This is a genomic window from Azoarcus sp. L1K30 (assembly GCF_018122735.1).
In the GTDB taxonomy this organism is placed as follows: domain Bacteria; phylum Pseudomonadota; class Gammaproteobacteria; order Burkholderiales; family Rhodocyclaceae; genus Parazoarcus.
This window is the reverse complement of record NZ_JAGRRD010000001.1, coordinates 688,907-706,281: the sequence shown is the minus strand read 5'-3', so window position 1 is coordinate 706,281 and position 17,375 is coordinate 688,907. Positions and strand designations below refer to the sequence as shown.

At 67.3% G+C, this 17,375-nt stretch carries 10 protein-coding genes; 8 read left to right on the top strand and 2 right to left on the bottom strand.

Annotation, left to right across the window (positions count from 1 at the left end):
- Positions 1–88: 88 nt before the first annotated feature.
- Together J5J83_RS03170 and J5J83_RS03165 are read right to left on the bottom strand one after the other, a co-directional pair.
- Positions 89–808 (bottom strand): FHA domain-containing protein, encoded by a 720-nt coding sequence (locus J5J83_RS03170; RefSeq protein WP_212345330.1) that lies wholly within the window; start codon positions 806–808, stop codon positions 89–91.
- Between the two features lie 2 nt (positions 809–810).
- A complete protein-coding gene (locus J5J83_RS03165) occupies positions 811–1,644 on the bottom strand; it encodes a protein phosphatase 2C domain-containing protein (RefSeq protein WP_212345327.1) in 834 nt (277 codons plus the stop codon).
- 218 nt (positions 1,645–1,862) lie between these two features.
- On the opposite strand from J5J83_RS03165, the gene J5J83_RS03160 reads away from it, so the two are divergent.
- The 8 genes from J5J83_RS03160 to J5J83_RS03125 all read left to right on the top strand — a co-directional run bounded on the left by J5J83_RS03160 (position 1,863) and on the right by J5J83_RS03125 (position 17,359).
- Entirely contained in the window at positions 1,863–3,326 is a 1,464-nt protein-coding gene (locus J5J83_RS03160; protein ID WP_212345324.1) for a serine/threonine-protein kinase, read from the top strand.
- A gap of 14 nt (positions 3,327–3,340) precedes the next feature.
- A complete protein-coding gene (locus J5J83_RS03155) occupies positions 3,341–3,790 on the top strand; it encodes a TssQ family T6SS-associated lipoprotein (protein ID WP_212345302.1) in 450 nt (149 codons plus the stop codon).
- Between the two features lie 134 nt (positions 3,791–3,924).
- Positions 3,925–5,277 (top strand): DUF4062 domain-containing protein, encoded by a 1,353-nt coding sequence (locus tag J5J83_RS03150; RefSeq protein WP_212345299.1) that lies wholly within the window; start codon positions 3,925–3,927, stop codon positions 5,275–5,277.
- 10 nt (positions 5,278–5,287) lie between these two features.
- Positions 5,288–6,229 (top strand): MoxR family ATPase, encoded by a 942-nt coding sequence (locus J5J83_RS03145; protein ID WP_212345296.1) that lies wholly within the window; start codon positions 5,288–5,290, stop codon positions 6,227–6,229.
- Between the two features lie 8 nt (positions 6,230–6,237).
- The gene (locus tag J5J83_RS03140) at positions 6,238–7,380 is read left to right on the top strand and encodes a VWA domain-containing protein (RefSeq protein ID WP_212345293.1); all 1,143 of its coding nucleotides are present in this window, start codon (positions 6,238–6,240) and stop codon (positions 7,378–7,380) included.
- Between the two features lie 2 nt (positions 7,381–7,382).
- Positions 7,383–10,256, top strand: coding sequence for a CHAT domain-containing protein (locus tag J5J83_RS03135; protein WP_212345290.1), 2,874 nt, complete (start codon positions 7,383–7,385; stop codon positions 10,254–10,256).
- A gap of 135 nt (positions 10,257–10,391) precedes the next feature.
- Positions 10,392–11,183, top strand: coding sequence for a caspase family protein (locus J5J83_RS03130; protein ID WP_212345287.1), 792 nt, complete (start codon positions 10,392–10,394; stop codon positions 11,181–11,183).
- A gap of 131 nt (positions 11,184–11,314) precedes the next feature.
- Positions 11,315–17,359: a CHAT domain-containing protein gene (locus J5J83_RS03125; protein ID WP_212345270.1), complete on the top strand. Its 6,045-nt coding sequence runs from the start codon at positions 11,315–11,317 to the stop codon at positions 17,357–17,359.
- The last annotated feature ends 16 nt before the right edge of the window (positions 17,360–17,375 follow it).

Sequence of the window (17,375 nt, the reverse complement as noted above, 5' to 3'; positions counted from 1 at the left end):
CGCGAATTGACCCATCCCCCTCCCAGCCTCCCCCTTGAAGGGGGAGGAGCCCATCAACGACCGCAATTGCCACCTACGATAAGTGCCATCAAGAGCGCACCACTACACTAGGCGCATCACCATTGGCAACGGTGTGGAAGCGCAGGCGTTCGGCCCCGGCGTCGATGATGTCACCGTCGGCCAGTGGCACTGCTTCGCTCCCCAGCGCGGCGCCATTGAGCAGGGTCTGTACGCGCCCATCGACATGCGTCAGGAAGCAGCCACCGGGGCGTCGATTGATCACCGCGCTGCACTCGCCGCGATTGCCGATGGGCAGCAGCACGCGTTCGATGAGGATGTCCTGCCCTTCAAGGCGCCCGGCCAGCCCGTGTACCCGTCCGCGCGCCAGGCGCTCGCGTGCGGCATGCGCCGCAGCCCCCGCACAGTCGAGGATGATGGGGGCCTGGGTTTCCTCTTCGACGAACTCGGAGATCTGGGCCGGATCGAGAATCTGCGTGCGGTCGAACCCAAGCCGCGCATGTGCGGTGTTGAGATACTTGAGCCTGTACTCGCCGAGAAACACCACATCCCCGTTCTGCAGCAGATGCCGATTCACCGCTTTACCATTGACCACCGTGCCATTGGTACTGCCGAGATCTTCGATGAAGTGATCGTTGATCACACCGTAGATTTCCGCATGGCGCGAACTCACTTCGGCCACCGGCACCACCAGGGTGCACGCCGGATCGCGGCCAATCGTAATCCGCTGCGTATCGAGAAACGCCTGCGCGATGATCCGCCCGTCCAGGCTCAGTACGATTTTTGCCATGCTCAACGCCTCCGGCCGAACCAACCGCGCACGCGCGCAAACAATGACACGCCGCCGCCCGAAACCGCACTTTCATGGGCGAACTCGGCATTCACCCGCAGCAGCGCCACCGTCACGTTGTCGAAGCCGCCACAATCGCGCGCAATCATGACCAGTTGCCGCGCGGCCAGCGGCAGGTTGGCCTGCATGGTATCGAGCACCAGTTCGATATCCGCGCCGTCGATCATGTCGTTGAGGCCATCGGAACAGACGAGGAACAGGTCGCCGACCTCGACACCGATGCGCTGCGTCTCGATCGCACACTCTTGGCCCACACCAAGCGCACTGGTCACGAAATGACGGTTGTGACTGGCGCCAGACTCGGCTGCATCGCTCACACCCGCCTCATGTACATACCGACCGATGGCGTGATCGCGGGTCAGCAAGGCCAGCTTGCCCGCTCGCAGGCGGTAGACCCGGGTGTCGCCGACATGGGAAATGCACGCCTCGTTGTCGCGCAACAGCAGGCAGGCAACCGTCGCCCCCATGCCAGAGAGTGACCGGTCGGACGCTGCAAGGCGGCGGATCTCGTGATCGGCCTCGGCCACCGCATCGCCGAGCGACTCGTCGATCTGAACGGCCGCGGCATCGGGTCCCGATAACGCCGCCCGGATGCGACGCTCTATCGTTTCAACCGCAATGCGGGCCGCACGCCCGCCGCCGCTGTGCCCCCCCATGCCGTCCGCGACCATCACCAGTCCCATTTCTGGCACCCATGACAGCACATCTTCATTGACCGACCTGACACAGCCAGGGTCGCTCAGGCTCGCCATCTCGCAGGCATCGTGGATCAACACTTCAGTCGCACCTCCCGTTCGTCATGCCCCTGAAACCTCGCATCAGGAGCGGTAAGATCGGCAGCGATTATCCCACACGAAGACTATGGTTTTCATCTATTCGACATTATGATTAGCGTCAGAGTGCATGGCGCTGATTCCGGCGCACGTGTGATACCGTTCGTCGCGCCGTTTCGACCACAACGACCATACCGATGGTTTCGTCCCAACTATCACTTATGAATGCTCCTGCGCCTGCCGAAAACCTGACCATCGCCCGCTACGTGATTTCGCACGAGATCGGCCGCGGCGCGATGGGGACCGTGTATCGCGCCGTCGACCCCATGATCGAGCGCAAGATCGCGCTCAAGGTCCTGTCGGTCGAACTGCTGTCGACGGACCGGGAAGACTTTCGCGAACGCTTCTTTCGCGAAGCGAAGGCGGCGGGCCGCCTCAATCACCCGAACATCGTGACCATTCACGATGTCGGCGAAAGCAGCGAGGGCGTGCCCTACATTGCCATGGAATACCTTACCGGATTGTCGCTGCGCGAGAGTCTGGACAGCGGCATGGTCCTCCCGCTGCGCAAGGTAGTCGACATCGCATTGCTGATCCTGCGCGGGCTCGACTACGCACATCAGCACGGCATCGTTCACCGCGACATCAAGCCCGCCAACATCATGCTCGCGCGCAACGGCATGGTGAAGATCATGGACTTCGGCATCGCACTGGCGACCGATGGCAGCAAGTCGCTAGACGACGCCATGGCCGGCTCGCCGATCTACATGGCACCCGAACAGGTGTCCCATGGGCCGGTGGACGCGCGAACCGACCTCTTTGCGCTCGGCGTCACCCTGTACGAAATGCTGACCGGCAAGGACCCGTTCGCGGCCGACAGCATTCCTGCCGTCATGCACAACATCCTGCACCACGTCCCACCCCCGCCCTCCAGTCTGAATCCGGACGTTCCGCCCGAACTCGACGCCGTGATCATGCGCACGCTTGCCAAGCCACCCGCCGACCGCTTTGCCAGCGCCCGCGATCTGACCCGTGCCCTGACGCCGATCCGGCGCGCATTGAGGGACAGTGGCGCCGCCGCCCAAACACGCACAGAACAAGCGCCTTCGGTCGGCAGCGCAACGATCGTCGCAACGCCAGGTTCCCGACCCATGCGTGCCGGCACGGATCATCCTGCCACCGACGATAGCGACAAATCCGCTGCAAGGCGGCCGCTATTGCTTGTCGCCGTCCTCGTTGCACTGTCGACGGCTGCCGTATTCGCCTACTTCAGTTCGGACACCTCAGAGGAAGGCGACCGCACACTGCCCGTGACGCCAGCCGTGCACGCCGTCCCCGTCTCGCCGGCCGAGCTTGCGAGCCCGCCCGCGCCAGAGGCGGTGGCATCGGACAGCACGGAGGAATCGACGACAGCGCCGAGTCCTGCCGCACCCGAGGCGCGCGCACCAGCCATCGCCGCCGAGACACAGACGGTCGAACCCGGCGCCCTCAAGCTGAACGTGTTGCCGTGGGGCGAGATCTACGTCAACGGCCGCAAGCGCGGCGTCACCCCCCCGCTGCGCTCGCTCGAACTGCCGCCCGGCACCTATCGCATCGAGATTCGAAATGCGGACTTTGCGCCCAGCACGCACAAGGTCACGATAAAATCGGGCGAAACCATCAGCGTTCGACACCGATTCCAGTGAATACAAGATCCTCCATGGACGGACAGAGCAAGCCAGTCGGCCTTGCCGCCCTGCTCTCCCTCTTGCTGATGGGTGGCTGCGCCGCCTTGACGCAACCCGCGACCGCGCCCGAAGCCGGCACCGACCCCACGCCGGCGAGCCTGCCCGCCAACGCCGATCAACGGGCGGAAAGTGCCCTCAAGGCGGGGATCGGTCTGTATGAACGCGGCAACTACAAGAATGCGGCGAGCGAATTGAACCGCGCGCTCGACCTCGGGCTGAAACAACCTTCGGACACCATTCGGGCGCGCAAGGTGCTGGCCTTCATCTACTGCTCGAGCGGACAGAAGACGAACTGTCGCCGCGAGTTCCGTGAGGCGCTGAGAATCGATCCCGATTTCGCGCTCGACAAGGCCGAAGCCGGACATCCGATGTGGGGCCCGGTATTCACCGAGGTGCGAAAGGACTTCGTGGCCGACAAATAGGGCCGGAGAATCGCGCCCGGCGAAGCGGGTGAGGTGCGGCCAAGCCCCGGCAGCAGCATGGCAAGTCGGCCTCGCATGACATATGCTGAACGTGCAGACCCCCAACAACGGACACGGGACACTCGTCGACCGCCATGCCGCCTGCCGCAGACATTGCCGAGATCTCGCAGATTTTCCTGAGTGCCACGGCCCAGGACTGCAAGGAGTTCCGCGAGGCGGTTCGCGACTTCGTGCAGGACAACATCCCCACCGCCAAGATCTTCCTGCAGGAGGACTGGTCCGAGGGCGGCCACTTCGTCGTCGATGTATGCAAGGCGCGGGTCATGGGCAGCGACGGATATGTCGGCCTCTTCGGCTTCCGTTACGGCTGGATTCCGCCGAGCTTTCAATACTCGATCACCGAACTCGAGTTTCGCTGGGCGGTATCGCGCTGGCAGCGCGGATCGACGCCGATCTTCATCCTGCTGCCGGAAGCCGGGAGCAGCGCCGAAGCGCATCTGCGCGAGCGCGCGAAGGCCCTGACCGCGCTCGAACCCCCAGAGCGTGCGTCGGCTGATGCTGAGGCCCAGGCGCGTTTTCTGCAATCGGTGAAGAGCTGGGCGGCCGACGGCCGCATCATGGTCTTCTATCGTGACCGCACCCAATTGGTCGGCAAGGCCCTGACCACCATCCTGAACTGGAACATGAAACTGCTGCGCGAGGCGGCGTCGGGGCCTCGCGAGGCCAGCGGCGACATTCCGGCGGCCGAACTGGGGCGTATCGGCCGCAAACCCCAGCGCCGGGCGTTGCAGGACGCCATGAATGCCTTTCGCAAGCGCAGGGACAGCCGTGCGGCGGCCTTCCTCATCCATGGCCCGGAGAATCACGGTCAACGCCAATTTGCCGAGTTTCTGGCCGGCTGGGACGAGGAGTGGGAGGGCTTGCGGCCGATCTGCGGACAGCCCGCCGACCCCGACAGCATCGACGCGCTGATCCGCTGGAGCTGCGGCCAACTCGGCACCCCGATGCTGGAACACGCCTCCATTCCCGATCTGGCGCAGGCGCTTGGCGCACGTCTGCGTCAGGGGCCGGTCATCGTGATCCTGCGCACCATCGGCCACCACCCCGACCGCCTTGCGAGGTTTGCCGAGTCCTTCTGGCGCCCGCTGCACGCCGCCCTTGCCGAACAGGATTGCAGCCCCGGCCGATTGTTCTTTTTCGTCATCGACCACAGTCCGCTGTCGCAGCCGCCCCCCCACGGCATTCACAGCACCGCGCTCGATGCGGGCGATATCGACCATCGCGACCTGCTCGCGCTGCCGGCGCTGGGCGCACTCGATGCCGACGACGTACAACAGTGGCTGAAGGAACTCCGGAAGAGCGCAGGCATTGCGCTGGACGAGGCCCGACGGTGGGACATCGCGACGTTCGCCACCACTCCCGACGGCAATCCGCCGGACGTCTATAACCGGCTGACCCTGCAAGGTTTCTGGGTCGGCGCAAGCTGAGGGCAACACCATGGCGCCAGCGTCCCCGTACACGCAGTTCGCCGGCAACAAGTCGGCCTCCTATCTCGCCACCCCGGACACGGCCGAGATCGTGAATCTGGCGGTCCGCCTCGGTCGCCCGATCCTGGTCGAAGGCGAGGCCGGCTGCGGCAAGACCCGCCTGGCCGGCGCCATCGCAGAGGAACTCGGGCTGCTCGACAGTCTCGTCACCATGACGGTGAAGAGCACCAGCCAGGCGCGCGACCTGCTCTATCGATTCGACGCGCTGCGCCGTCTGCAGGACGCGCAGGACCCGAACAACGACACCGCACGCAAGGTCTTTCCCTACATCGATCTCGAACCCCTGGGCCATGCCATTCGCGCGGGCAGGCCGGGCGTGGTGCTGATCGACGAGGTCGACAAGGCCGACATCGATTTCCCCAACGACCTGCTCGACGTGCTCGACCGCTTCGAGTTCGATATTGAGGACCTGCCCCGCAGCGAAGATGCCGAATGCCTCGCGGCCCGGGGGTTTGGCCGCCATGTCTGCGCGCCACCCGACGGCGTCCGTCCCATCGTGCTGATCACCAGCAACCGCGAGAAACAGCTCCCCGAACCCTTCCTGCGCCGCTGCCTGTATGTTCAGCTCGACTTCCCCAGCGACCCCGACATGCTCGCCGACATCGTCGCCAGGAACCTAGAGGCCAGCCTGGAGACGGTCAGCAGCGAACTCACCCTGGCGGCGGTCGCCCGGTTCATGGAGATCCGCAAGCGTGGCCGCGAACTCGGCATGCAGAAGCTGCCCGCCACCAGCGAACTCGTAGACTGGGTGCGGGTGCTGCACTGGCAAGAGCGCAAAGCCGAAGCGATATCGCCCGACAGGCTCGGTGCCAGCGACCAGGCCATCCTGTTCAAGATCCGCAACGACATCGAGCGTTACCGCGCGCGCACCGTGGGCGAGGCCGGCGACTGAGGTCAGGCATGAGCACGACACCCTCCCTGCCGCCGCTGCTGCATGGCCTGTTTCGCGAACTGGTCGCCCGTGGCGTCGGCGTCGGCGTGCGCGACTACCTTGACGGCTTGCGGGCACTGCGCGGCGGCTTCGGCCACGGTGACCGCGCGTCGCTGCGGCGGCTTGCCCTCGCGCTGTGGGCCCGCGACGAGGAAGAACGCCGGCTCATCGACCGCTGGTTCCAGTCGCTCCCTCCGCCTCCCGCCGACATGAGCACATCACTCGAAGCCATGCTCGAGCAGGCAGCGCAGCATGGTGACGACGATACCGGCGCGGGCCCGCCGCCCGACCCGCGCACGCCTGCGCCCGAGGCGACTCCGGTCTCGACCGCAGCGCCCGGCGCCGGGGCCGGCGATGCGCGGCAGGCAGAAGCGCTGCCACGCGCCCGCCTCGCCTTTGCCGCGCCGGGTGACAGCGGCGGGCTGCCGATTCCGCGCCTCGACGGGGCGCCGCCGCTCGGCGAAGACTATGTGCTGCATCCGGGCGCACTCATTGGCGCGCGTGACCTTGCAGTGCTGTGGCGACGGTTCCGGCGCAGCGTGCGCCACGGACCGCGCGTGGAGCTCGACCTCGACGCGACCCTGCGCGAGCGCTGCCGCAGCGGTCTGCTCGGCCAGCCGGTCTTGCGCCCACGCCGGCGCAACAACGCGCGCCTGCTGGTGCTGGCCGATGCCAGTGCCAGCATGGACCCGTGGATGCCATTCCTTGCCACGCTGGCCGATTCGCTGCGCCTCGGGCGGCTCGCCCATGCCGAGCTGCGCTACTTTTCCAATCTGCCGCACAAGCAGCTGTTTCATACGCCAGCGCTGACCCGGCCCGAAGCCCGCGACGCCGTGTTCACTCGCCACACCGGCGCCGCGCTGCTGGTGCTCAGCGATGCCGGCAGCGCACGCGGCGCGCTTAACCGCCGCAGGGCGATGCAGACCCTCGACTTCCTGGCGAGCGCGGGCGCCTGTTTTTCCACCACGGTGTGGCTCAACCCCATGCCCGACAGGCGCTGGCCACGCACCACCGCGGCGCTGATCGCATCCGGCCCTGTACCGATGCTGCCGCTCGACCCCCATCACCTGTTGCGCGCCATCGACATCCTGCGCGGCAACAAGGTGGCCTGACCATGCCCTACCCTGCCCACCTTGGCCAGCGTCCGCTCGAAGTGCTCGAGGCCTACGCGGCGCTCGAACAATTCGCCAACGATTACGGCGAAGAAGCCTTGCTGTTGCTGATGCATGCGTCCATCCCGGAGACCTTGCGCGCCGACCTGCTCGATCTCATCCGGGTGAATTTCCTCTCCGCGCGCAATGCCGACCGCAGCCTCGAGGCGGACGTGCTGTTTGCGCCGCTCACCACGGCGCTGGGCGGCGGCTTCTACCGCGTTGACCCGCAGGTGCGCTGGCACTGCATGGCCTTGCTGCATTCGCGCTACCGCGACGATACGCGCCCGCGGGCGCTGCGCGTGGCAGAGCTGCTGTGGTGCTATGTCGATGCAGCAGAAAAGCGCGCCGGTGGCGCAATCGACCCGCAGATGGCCGAATTTCTGGCCATCCAGCGCTGGGTCGCGCTCGCCTTCATCGACCCTGGCGCCGCCGCGCATGCCTTTGCCGATGCACTTGGCCAGTTCGGCAGCGGTCCGGTCGCGGCACGACTGCAACTGGGCGGTCTTGCAGCGGCCATCGAGATGCCGCTGGCGCGCGAGCAATCCCTGCTGGCCTACGCGCGCGGCATGAATGCGCTTGCGCGCGGCGACGACGACAACGGTCGGCGCATCCTCGGCGCGCTCGGTAATGAAGAGATCCGCGTCGGCGACGTCGTGCTTCGCCCGGCCAGCGCATTGCTCAGCGAGGCTGGCATGGCGTCGCCCGACACGCCGCCGATGGCAGACCGCCCGGTCACCCCGGATGCACGTCAACGCTGCGTGGTGCTGATCGGCACCGGCGCCCGCACCGCGCTCGGCGGCGGCCCGGCTTTCGATGCCGACTTCAGTTTCGCCCTGATCCGCGCCGCGCTCGCCGGCGCCGGATTCGATTGCGAACGCGCCAGTGCGCTCGCCGCCCGCGACCGCCAGGGCGAAGCGCTGTACGCCGCGCTGTTCGCAGCCGACCTGGTGGTAGCCGACCTGTCGAGCCCCGAACCCGGCCTCTGTTTCCTGCTCGGCATCTGTCTCGCGCTGCGCCCGGCCGGTACCGCGGTCATCGTTGCCGACGGCAGCGCCGAGGCCGCCTTCACCATTGCCCCCGGCCTGCATCACCGTTACCGGGCCGTCCCCCCCGGCGACCGGGAGGCGGAGGAAGGCTTTGCCGCCCTGCTGCGGTCCATCGCCAGCGGTGACACCCTGCCGCTGGCGCGCAGCCCGCTCTACCTGGACACTGCGCTCGCCCCACCGCAGATGCTCGACGCAGCCGACGCCGCTCAGGTCGCGCAAGCGCCCTACGCGGCCGATGACGGACGCTGTCTGATCGTGCGCGCTGCTGCACCCTTGACCGCTCTCGACAGCGCACGCATGGCCGCATTGAACACGGCAAGCGGCATTGCCGAGGCCTGCGCCTCGGAGGCCGGCCTGCAGCCGCACCGACCGGACCTCGACACCACCGGCTCGGCTTCCCCTGCCACGCTGATCGCCGGCGCCGGCCTTGCGATCTTCGATATCAGCGAGCAGCAGCCCGATACCCTGTTGCAACTGGGCATGCGCCTCGGCCTGATGCCGGGGCGCTGCATCGTCATCGCCGAGGCGCGCACCCCGCTGCCGCTCGAACTTGCGGATCTGCCGCTGCTGCGCTATCCCACCCCGCTGGGCACCCGCGAGGCCGACGATCTGCACAGTCGGCTGTTTGCGCAGATCAAGCATCTCGCCGCCGGTACCGCGGTGGTGAGTCCAGTCTATGTGGCACTGCCACGCCTGCGCCCACCACGCACCTTGGCCGCTGCCACACCCCACCCCTCCCGACGCACCTTGATCGTACGCCAGCACGGGCCGGGCAACCTGCAATACCACTCGGTCGCAGGCGAACGCAGCAACGACTGGACGGTGCGCTACCAGCCCGCCGTGATCGAGAACCTGATGCGCCAGTTCTCCTCGACCACCGACGCCTCCGCCGCGATCGCGTGGAATCTGGCGCAGTTGATCCTGCCGGTGGAACTGGGCGACACCCCGCCCGGCGGCAGCGAGCACCTGCTGCTCAATCACGACACCGCCGCACTGCCGTGGGAGGCGATCCTGGCCGCACGCGGTGGCGGCACAATGACCCCGATCGCCATCACCCGCAGCCTGGACGGGCAACTGCAAGCGACGCGCGCTCGCAGCACCAGTCGGCACGCGCTGCTGATCGGTAACCCGCTCACCACACAGACGCTTCCCGACATGGCGGAGGGATTTCCACCGCTGGAAGGCGTGTGGTCGGAACTGCAGGCGGTGTCGCGCACGCTGATGTCCGCCGGTTATGCAGTGACGGTGAGCGAACGCGAGAACGCAGCCGAGATCATCGGCAAACTGTTTTCACGCGATTTCGAGATCATGCTGGTATCGGGGAATGCGGTTCATGAATATCCTCTCGGCAACGGTCGCACCGTGAGTGGCTTCGTCCTCAGCGACGGCGTCTTTCTCAGCGCCACCGAATTTGCTCAGATGCGCAAGCCACCCCGGCTCGTCTTCCTCAACGGCTGTCATGCCGGTTACCAGACCGACCCGGGCAGCGGGGCGACCGAAACGGGGCACGGTGTCAAAACCAGTGGCAGCACGTCGATGGTCGGCGAACTGCTCCGGATGGGCGTGGATTGCGTACTGGCGCCGGCATGGGCGGTCAGCGACGAAGGGGCATCGATCTGGTCGCAGCGCCTCTTCGAACAGCTCGCAAACGGCGCCGATCTCGAAACCGCCAGCCTCGCCGCCCGCGTCGCGGCACTCGAACGGGCGCCAAACGAGACTACCTGGGCCGCCTACCAGGTCTGGGGCGATCCGGACTTCCGTCTCACGCAGCCGGCGACGGCGAGCTAGCCCCGACTGGCGAGCTACGCTGCACGCCAGACTGGAAATCGCGGCCGCCAGATGCTTGAATGAACGCATTCAAAACAAATATAAATAGGCGGATCCGATTCCGCGACGCCATCCCTGTTCCACCAGGAGCCTGCCATGTCAAAGAACGCACTGTGCATCGGCATCAACGACTACCCCGGCACGCAGAACGACCTCTCGGGCTGTGTCAATGACGCCCACGACTGGTCCGCCGCACTGACCGCGCGCGGCTTTACCACCCGGATGCTGCTCGATCGTCAGGCCGACAAGGCCGGTATGCTTGCCGCGATCGGCGAACTGATCGGTAACGCCGCCCGCAACGACTGCGTCGTCATCACCTATTCCGGGCATGGCACCTGGGTGCCGGACCAGAGCGGCGACGAACCCGATGGCCGCGACGAGGGCCTGTGTCCGTGGGATATCGGCCAGGGTGCGGTGCTGCTCGATGACGAACTGCATGCCCTGCTCGGCAAGCGTCAGCCGGGCGTACGCGTGGTCATCATTGCCGACAGCTGTCATTCCGGCTCGGTGACCCGTGGAGACGACTCCGACCTCGACCCCGGCATGCCGCGTGCGCGTTTCCTGCCGCCGCAGGCCTGGATGAGCAGCGCCGCGCTGCCGAGCCGGATGCCGGGCAAGGTCCTCGGCGGCATCGCGCGCAGCGGCGGCGACCTGCTGATGGCCGGCTGCCTCGATACCCAGTACAGCTGGGATACGCGCTTCAACGGCCGCCCCAATGGGGCCTTCACCTTTTATGCGCTGAAGGCGCTCGCCTCCCTGCCCGCCGGCAGCAGCTACGCCACCTGGTTCGCCAAGATCACCCCGACCTGGCTGCCCACCAACCAGCTGCCGCAGAACCCGCAGATTTTCGGGTCGACGACCGCGCGTGGATGGAAGGTGTTCGAGTGAGGCGCTTGCACCATGGCGGTCACCGGCGGCGGCAGTCGGCGCGCCTCGGTACCCGGCCGCCCTGAATCCGGCAGCGCACCACCCCTGTCGTCGACTTGCCGCCACGCAATGCCCCTGCCAGAGGATGAACGATGCCCGACCCGCACACACCCGCACGGATACGCTTTCCGGTCGCCGCCACACGGGCCGACACACCGGCCGCATCGAAACCGGCGCTGCCTGCGGCCCTGACGCTGCCGGGCAGCCGGGGCGACCGAGCGCCGACACCGCTGATCGACAATGTCGAGGTGCTGGCAAGCTGGGAGCTGTCGCCGGCGCGGCGCAGCGAAGACGCCGCGGCGCAGGCCGAGCTCGGCGACGACAACACCTTGCTGGCGCTGGAGGCGGCCGACGGCACCACCGTATTCATGCGCGTCGACGTGCTTGCCGCGCGCATTGCGCAGGTTCAGCCCGATGCCCTGCAGGCCGACGGCAGCATCGACTTCGCCCGCTTCCGTGATCGCGATGCCAGCACCCGGGGCCTCGGCGACTGGATCTGGCGCCGCGTCACCGCGCTGCGGATCACGCCGGACGCCATCCTCGACGCGGCCCGCGACAAGATCCTCGAACACTTCGGTGACAAGGCTGCCGACAAGGCGTGGGAAGTCGCGTCGCTGGCCGGTGCCAGGGCGCTGATGTCGGCCATCGAAAGCCAGCTTGCCGGCGACCCCGGGCTCTACCAATGGCGTGCGGGCGCCGCGCTGCAACCGGCCGACCGCTGCGGCGCGGGCGATGCGCGGCTGGCAGCGCTGGCCGACGGCGCCGCCCCGGCGCTGATCTTCATTCACGGCACCGGATCACACACCCTGGGCGGCTTTGGCGACCTCCTGTGCAGCCGCGAATGGGCAGCGCTGAGGCGCAGCTTCGGCGACCACGTCTATGGCTTCGAACATCGCACTTTCTCCGAAAGCCCCATCGACAACGCCATCGCCCTGCTCGAGGTGCTGCCTGTCGGCGCACGCCTGAATCTCGTCACCCACTCGCGCGGCGGTCTGGTCGGTGATCTGCTGTGCCTTGCGCCACCGCTGCCCGGCGGTACCGATGCGAAGCTGGAAAGACTGATTCGCAGCTATGAACGCAAGCCCAACACCGACGAACTCGAGGCCGAGAAGGCTGATCCGGCGCTGCGCGAGTCGCGCCTTGCCTTCGTCGCCGAGGAACAGGCCCGCCTGCGCCGATTGATCGCGCTGCTGCAGGACAAGCGCCCGGTAATCGAGCGCTACGTCCGGGTGGCGGCGCCCGCACGCGGCACCGCCCTGCTGTCCGACAATCTCGATCTCTTCCTGTCCGGATTGCTGGCGCTGGTGCGCAAGCTCGGCGGCGCCGCCATCGGTGCGCTGACCGGCGCGCTGGCCACCCCGGCCGCGGGTGAAGCCGCCCGCCGCGTCGCCGACCAGGCGCTCAGATGCCTCGCCCGCGTCGTCACCGAAATCGCCCACAAGCGGGTTCAGCCGCAATGGGTGCCGGGTATCGAAGCCATGCTGCCGGAGGCGCCGATGGGCATGCTGCTCGGCAGCGCCGCCAGCCAGCCCGGCGTGCGCATGGGTGTCATTGCCGGCGACATCGAGGGTGGAAACCTGCTCAAACGCATCGGTGTCATGTTCACCGACTGGATGTTCTTCGATCAGGCGCGCAACGACCTGGTGGTGGATACCGCATCGATGTACGGCGGCGTCGCGCACGCGGCCGATGCGCGCGCGATTTTTGTCCGTGGCGCCGAAGTCAGCCACTTCAGCTATTTCCGCGACAGCACGCTGACCGAAGGCCAGCCGCTGCCCCAGGCCCTGCGCGAATGGCTGCAGAGCACCTCGCAAGATGCACTGCCGCGCTGGAAACCGATGATCCAGCTCGCCCCCGTCTCCGCCGCATCGCGTGGCGAACGCAGGCAGGTCGCGCCGAACACTCAGCCCGTGGTGGTCTATCTGCCCGGCATCATGGGCAGCGAGCTCAGCGCCAACGGCGACGACGTGTGGCTCAACCTGCTCGCCATGGGCCTTGGCGGCCTGTCGCGCATCGCCATCGACAGCGGCGAAACCATCGAGCCCGACGACGTCGTCAGGCTGGCCTACGGCAAACTCAAGGACCATCTGCACGAGCGTCACTACCTCGAAACCTTCACCTACGACTGGCGTCAGCCGCTGACCGTCCTCGGCCCCACCTTTGCCCGGGCGCTGACCGATATCCTCGCACGCCATCCGGATCAGCCGGTTCGCATCCTGGCGCACAGCATGGGCGGCCTCGTCGTGCGCGCCGCATTCGCCCACGACGCCACGCTGTGGGACCGCATCGTCGCCCGCGATGGCGGACGGCTGGTGATGATGGGCACGCCCAACCATGGCGCCCACCTGATGGTGCAGACCCTTTTCGGCCTGTCGGACACCATGCGCATGCTGGCACGGCTCGATCTGCGCCATCCCATGTCCGAGGTATTGAAGATCGTCGGCGCCTTCCAGGGCGCAATCAATCTGCTGCCCGCCCCTGGCTTCATCGATGCAGGCGGCTATTCCGGCGAACAGTTCTACCGCGCCGAGGAATGGGAGCGCCTTGCGAACCACAACAACGACTTCTGGTTCGGCAAGAAGCTGTGCGGGCGGCCGAACGCGGCGGCGCTGGCGCTCACGCGCACGGTGTGGGAACAGCTGGCCGATACCGCGTGGATGCAACGCCAACCCGAGCGCATCCACTACGTGTACGGCAAGGCCGACGCCACGCCCTGCGGCCTGGTGGAACAACGCCGGCCCGACGGGTCCACGCTCAACCTGCTGATCGCCGAAACCCCGTTCGGCGACGGCTCGGTCACCTGGCGCTCGGGCAGACTGAGCGCGATTCCGGCGGAAAACTGCTGGCTGATGCCGGTCGACCATACCGGTCTGGCCAACACACCGAAGTACTTCGACGAGATCGATGCGCTGCTGGAGGGGCGTCAGCCGGCCTTGAAAAGGCTGCCGACGACCCGCGGCGAAGAAGCCGGCGCCGATGCCGCGCGCACGCGGCGGGCCGGACCGCCACCGGGCTGGCCGGGCGAGGACGAAGCCATCCTCAATATTCTGGGTGGCCACGTCGAAGTGGGCGAAGCACCGGCACCGAAGGCCACACTGAGCATTCGCGTTGCCGCGCGCGACCTGCGTTTCGTACACGTCCCGGTGCTGTGCGGCCATTACCGCGACGACCCGATCGCCGGTGCGGAATGGGCGATCGACAGCTGCCTGGTCAACGGCGCGCTGACCCACCGCAAGCAGCTCGGCATCCACTCCGGCGAACTCGGCAGCGCCACCATCGTGCTGATGCCGCGCAGCATGGAAGAACGCAAGCGCCAGTCCGGACGCGGCGCGGTCGTCGTCGGCCTGGGACCGATGGGCAAGCTGGCCGCAGCCGGCGTTACCGAGGCGGTACGCGCCGGGGTATTGCGCTACCTTCTGCACGCGGGCGACCGCTATGGCGAGGAATGCGCCCTGCAGGCCGACGCGGTGTCGCCCACCGCGACGCTCGAACTGCCGCTCGCGAGCGTATTGATCGGCTCGAACTCCGCCGCGCAACTGGAAATCGCCGAGTCGGTCAAGGCGGTGGTGCTGGGCGTGCTGTTTGCGAACCGCGACTTCAACCGCAGCCGCGCCGAGCGTGGCGAACGCGAAGTGCGCGTCGCGCGCCTGGAACTGATCGAACTCTATCTCGACACCGCGATCTCGGCCGCGCATGAGGTCGGGAAGCTGGAACGCTCGCTGGAGCGGGAACTGCAGCAGGTCGACACCCGCATCGACGCCGCCACCGAGCTGCACTTCGGCATGGGGGTGCGCCAGCGCCTCAGGAGCGGCGGGGGCGGCACCTACTGGCCACGGCTGCAGGTCACCGATGCCGACCGCGACGATACCGGCTGCGCGGAAGAGTGCTATGTGCCGCGCATAGCCAATCCGATTCCGCCCCGCATTCTGAGCCACATCCTGAAGGTCTACGGCCGCGGTGGCGACGTCACCGACACCCCGCCGGTCACCGGTTTCGACCTTCCGCCCGACACCCGTCCGGCACGCAGGCTGCGCTTCACCTACATGGGCGAAAAGGCGCGCGCCGAATCGGTGTCGCCGGTGCGCCAGCCCGGCGCGGTCGAGACCCTGATCGAGGAAACGCTCGGCGGTCATGCCAGCACCCAGTATGCGCAGGGCAGCGGCTTCGGCAATACCCTGTTCCAGCTGCTGGTACCGCTCGAGTTCAAGGCCGCGGCGCGCAAGACCGACCGCCTGATGCTGGTGGTCGACCGCATGACCGCCAACCTGCCCTGGGAACTGCTCGAAACCGACGGCAAGCCGATGGTGCTCAAGACCCGCATGGTGCGCCAGTTCGTCACCAGCGATTTCCGCCGCGAAGTCATTCGCCCCGACGGCCTGAGCGCCTGCGTGATCTCGAACCCGAGCACCGAGGGCTACCATGCGCAGTTCGGCGGCCCGGGCTGGACCCCGCGGATCGGGGCCGACGGCAAGCCCGAAGCCGACCGCCTCCCCAGCCTGCCGGGCGCAGCCGAAGAAGGCGACGCCATCATCGGCGTACTGGAACGCGCAAACTACACGGTCGCCCATGCCCCGCCGGATTGCCGCGCCAGCGATGTGTTCACCCGCCTGTTCTCGGGCAACTGGCGCATCGTCGTGATCAACGCCCACGGCATTTTCGGCAAACGCGCACGCGACGGCAGCTACCGCAGCGGCGTGGTGCTGTCGGACGGGCTGCTGTTGTCGGCCAGCGAGATCGAGCTGATGGAAACCGTGCCCGAACTGGTCTTCATCAACTGCTGCCACCTGGCCAAGGGCGGCTCGGGCGGCGGGCGCCTGGCCGCAAGCCTGTCGCAGGAGCTGATCGCGATGGGCGTGCGCTGCATCGTCGCCGCCGGCTGGGAGGTGCGCGACGATGCGGCAAAACTGTTCGCCACGACCTTCTTCGAGCAGATGCTGGAGCATGGCGCGAGTTTTGGCGATGCCGTCCACCGGGCGCGCGACACCACCTTCAACGCGCATCGCGATTGCAATACCTGGGGCGCCTACCAGGCCTACGGCGACCCCGACTTCCGCCTCCGTCACCTGCACCGCGAGCCCAAGGACGACTACCCGCTGACCGCCCCCGAAGAACTGCTCGACTGGCTGGAACAGCGTCGTCTGGAAGCCCACCTGCCGGGCCGCAACGCGGTACCCTTCAACGACCTCAAGCTGCGGATAGACGCACGTCTCGGCACCCTCCCCGGCGGCTGGAAAAACCGCGCCGACATTCAACAGTCGCTTGGCCGCCTGCTGGCGGAATATCCGCTCAAGGACAGCTTTGCCGCCGCCCATGCAGCCTACCTGAACGCGCTACGCGCCGACTCGTCGGCGATGCTGGTGCCGTTCTCGGCCATCGAGCAGCTCATCAACCTCGAAAGCCGCGAAGCCGAACGCCTGTGCCAGCCCGGACCGGCGCAGGATCTCGCCACCGCCCAGGCACTCGCCGACAGCGCGGTGCGCCGCGCGCAGGCCCTGGCCACCTTCACCGATTGCGGCCACGACGGCGAAGCCCAGCCCGGCGCCGCCACGGCGCTGCCGCCCAACATGGAACGCATGGCGATCACCGGCAGCGCCTACAAGCGCCGCGCCATCGTGCTGCTGCGTGGCGGCGCCGGGTGGGACGACATTGCCGCCGTGCTGCAGGCCGCACGCGACGCCTATCATGCCGGCGAAGGCCAGCCCGGCCCCGCCCCCTGGGCACCCTACGCATGCATCAACCGCCTGCAACTCGACGCGCTGGTGAGCCGGCCATCGAGCCGGCGTGAAAACCTGTCGCCGCTGGTGGAGATCTGCCAGACCGCGGCACGTGGCAATTTCGAGCGCAGTTACGGCTTTTTCGATGCCGTCATGAGCGCGGACGCAACGCTGGCCGCCTGGCTGCTGGGCATCCGTCCATCTGGCGGCAGACGGGATCGCCAGCACGATGCGGACGACTTGTTCGAGGCCTATCGCGCTGCGCTAAACCAGGTGGCGCATTCCCCCCGCGAACTCGACTCGGTACTGCGGCAGATCCGCCTTCTCGCGGAGTTTCTCGCCCGCCGCAACGTTTCCGGCGACGCCACGAGGGTAAAAGTGCTCGACACCCTGGCCGACCGCCTGGACGAGGCCGAGCGCTGATCCGGCGGGCGGGCAC

Excerpts from the sequence above, each read along its gene's own strand:
- J5J83_RS03145 (WP_212345296.1), top strand. The coding sequence starts at position 5,288 with ATGGCGCCAGCGTCCCCGTACACGCAGTTCGCCGGCAACAAGTCGGCC.
- J5J83_RS03135 (WP_212345290.1), top strand. The coding sequence starts at position 7,383 with ATGCCCTACCCTGCCCACCTTGGCCAGCGTCCGCTCGAAGTGCTCGAG.
- J5J83_RS03150 (WP_212345299.1), top strand. The coding sequence starts at position 3,925 with ATGCCGCCTGCCGCAGACATTGCCGAGATCTCGCAGATTTTCCTGAGT.
- J5J83_RS03155 (WP_212345302.1), top strand. The coding sequence starts at position 3,341 with ATGGACGGACAGAGCAAGCCAGTCGGCCTTGCCGCCCTGCTCTCCCTC.
- J5J83_RS03170 (WP_212345330.1), bottom strand. The coding sequence starts at position 808 with ATGGCAAAAATCGTACTGAGCCTGGACGGGCGGATCATCGCGCAGGCG.
- J5J83_RS03160 (WP_212345324.1), top strand. The coding sequence starts at position 1,863 with ATGAATGCTCCTGCGCCTGCCGAAAACCTGACCATCGCCCGCTACGTG.
- J5J83_RS03125 (WP_212345270.1), top strand. The coding sequence starts at position 11,315 with ATGCCCGACCCGCACACACCCGCACGGATACGCTTTCCGGTCGCCGCC.
- J5J83_RS03140 (WP_212345293.1), top strand. The coding sequence starts at position 6,238 with ATGAGCACGACACCCTCCCTGCCGCCGCTGCTGCATGGCCTGTTTCGC.
- J5J83_RS03130 (WP_212345287.1), top strand. The coding sequence starts at position 10,392 with ATGTCAAAGAACGCACTGTGCATCGGCATCAACGACTACCCCGGCACG.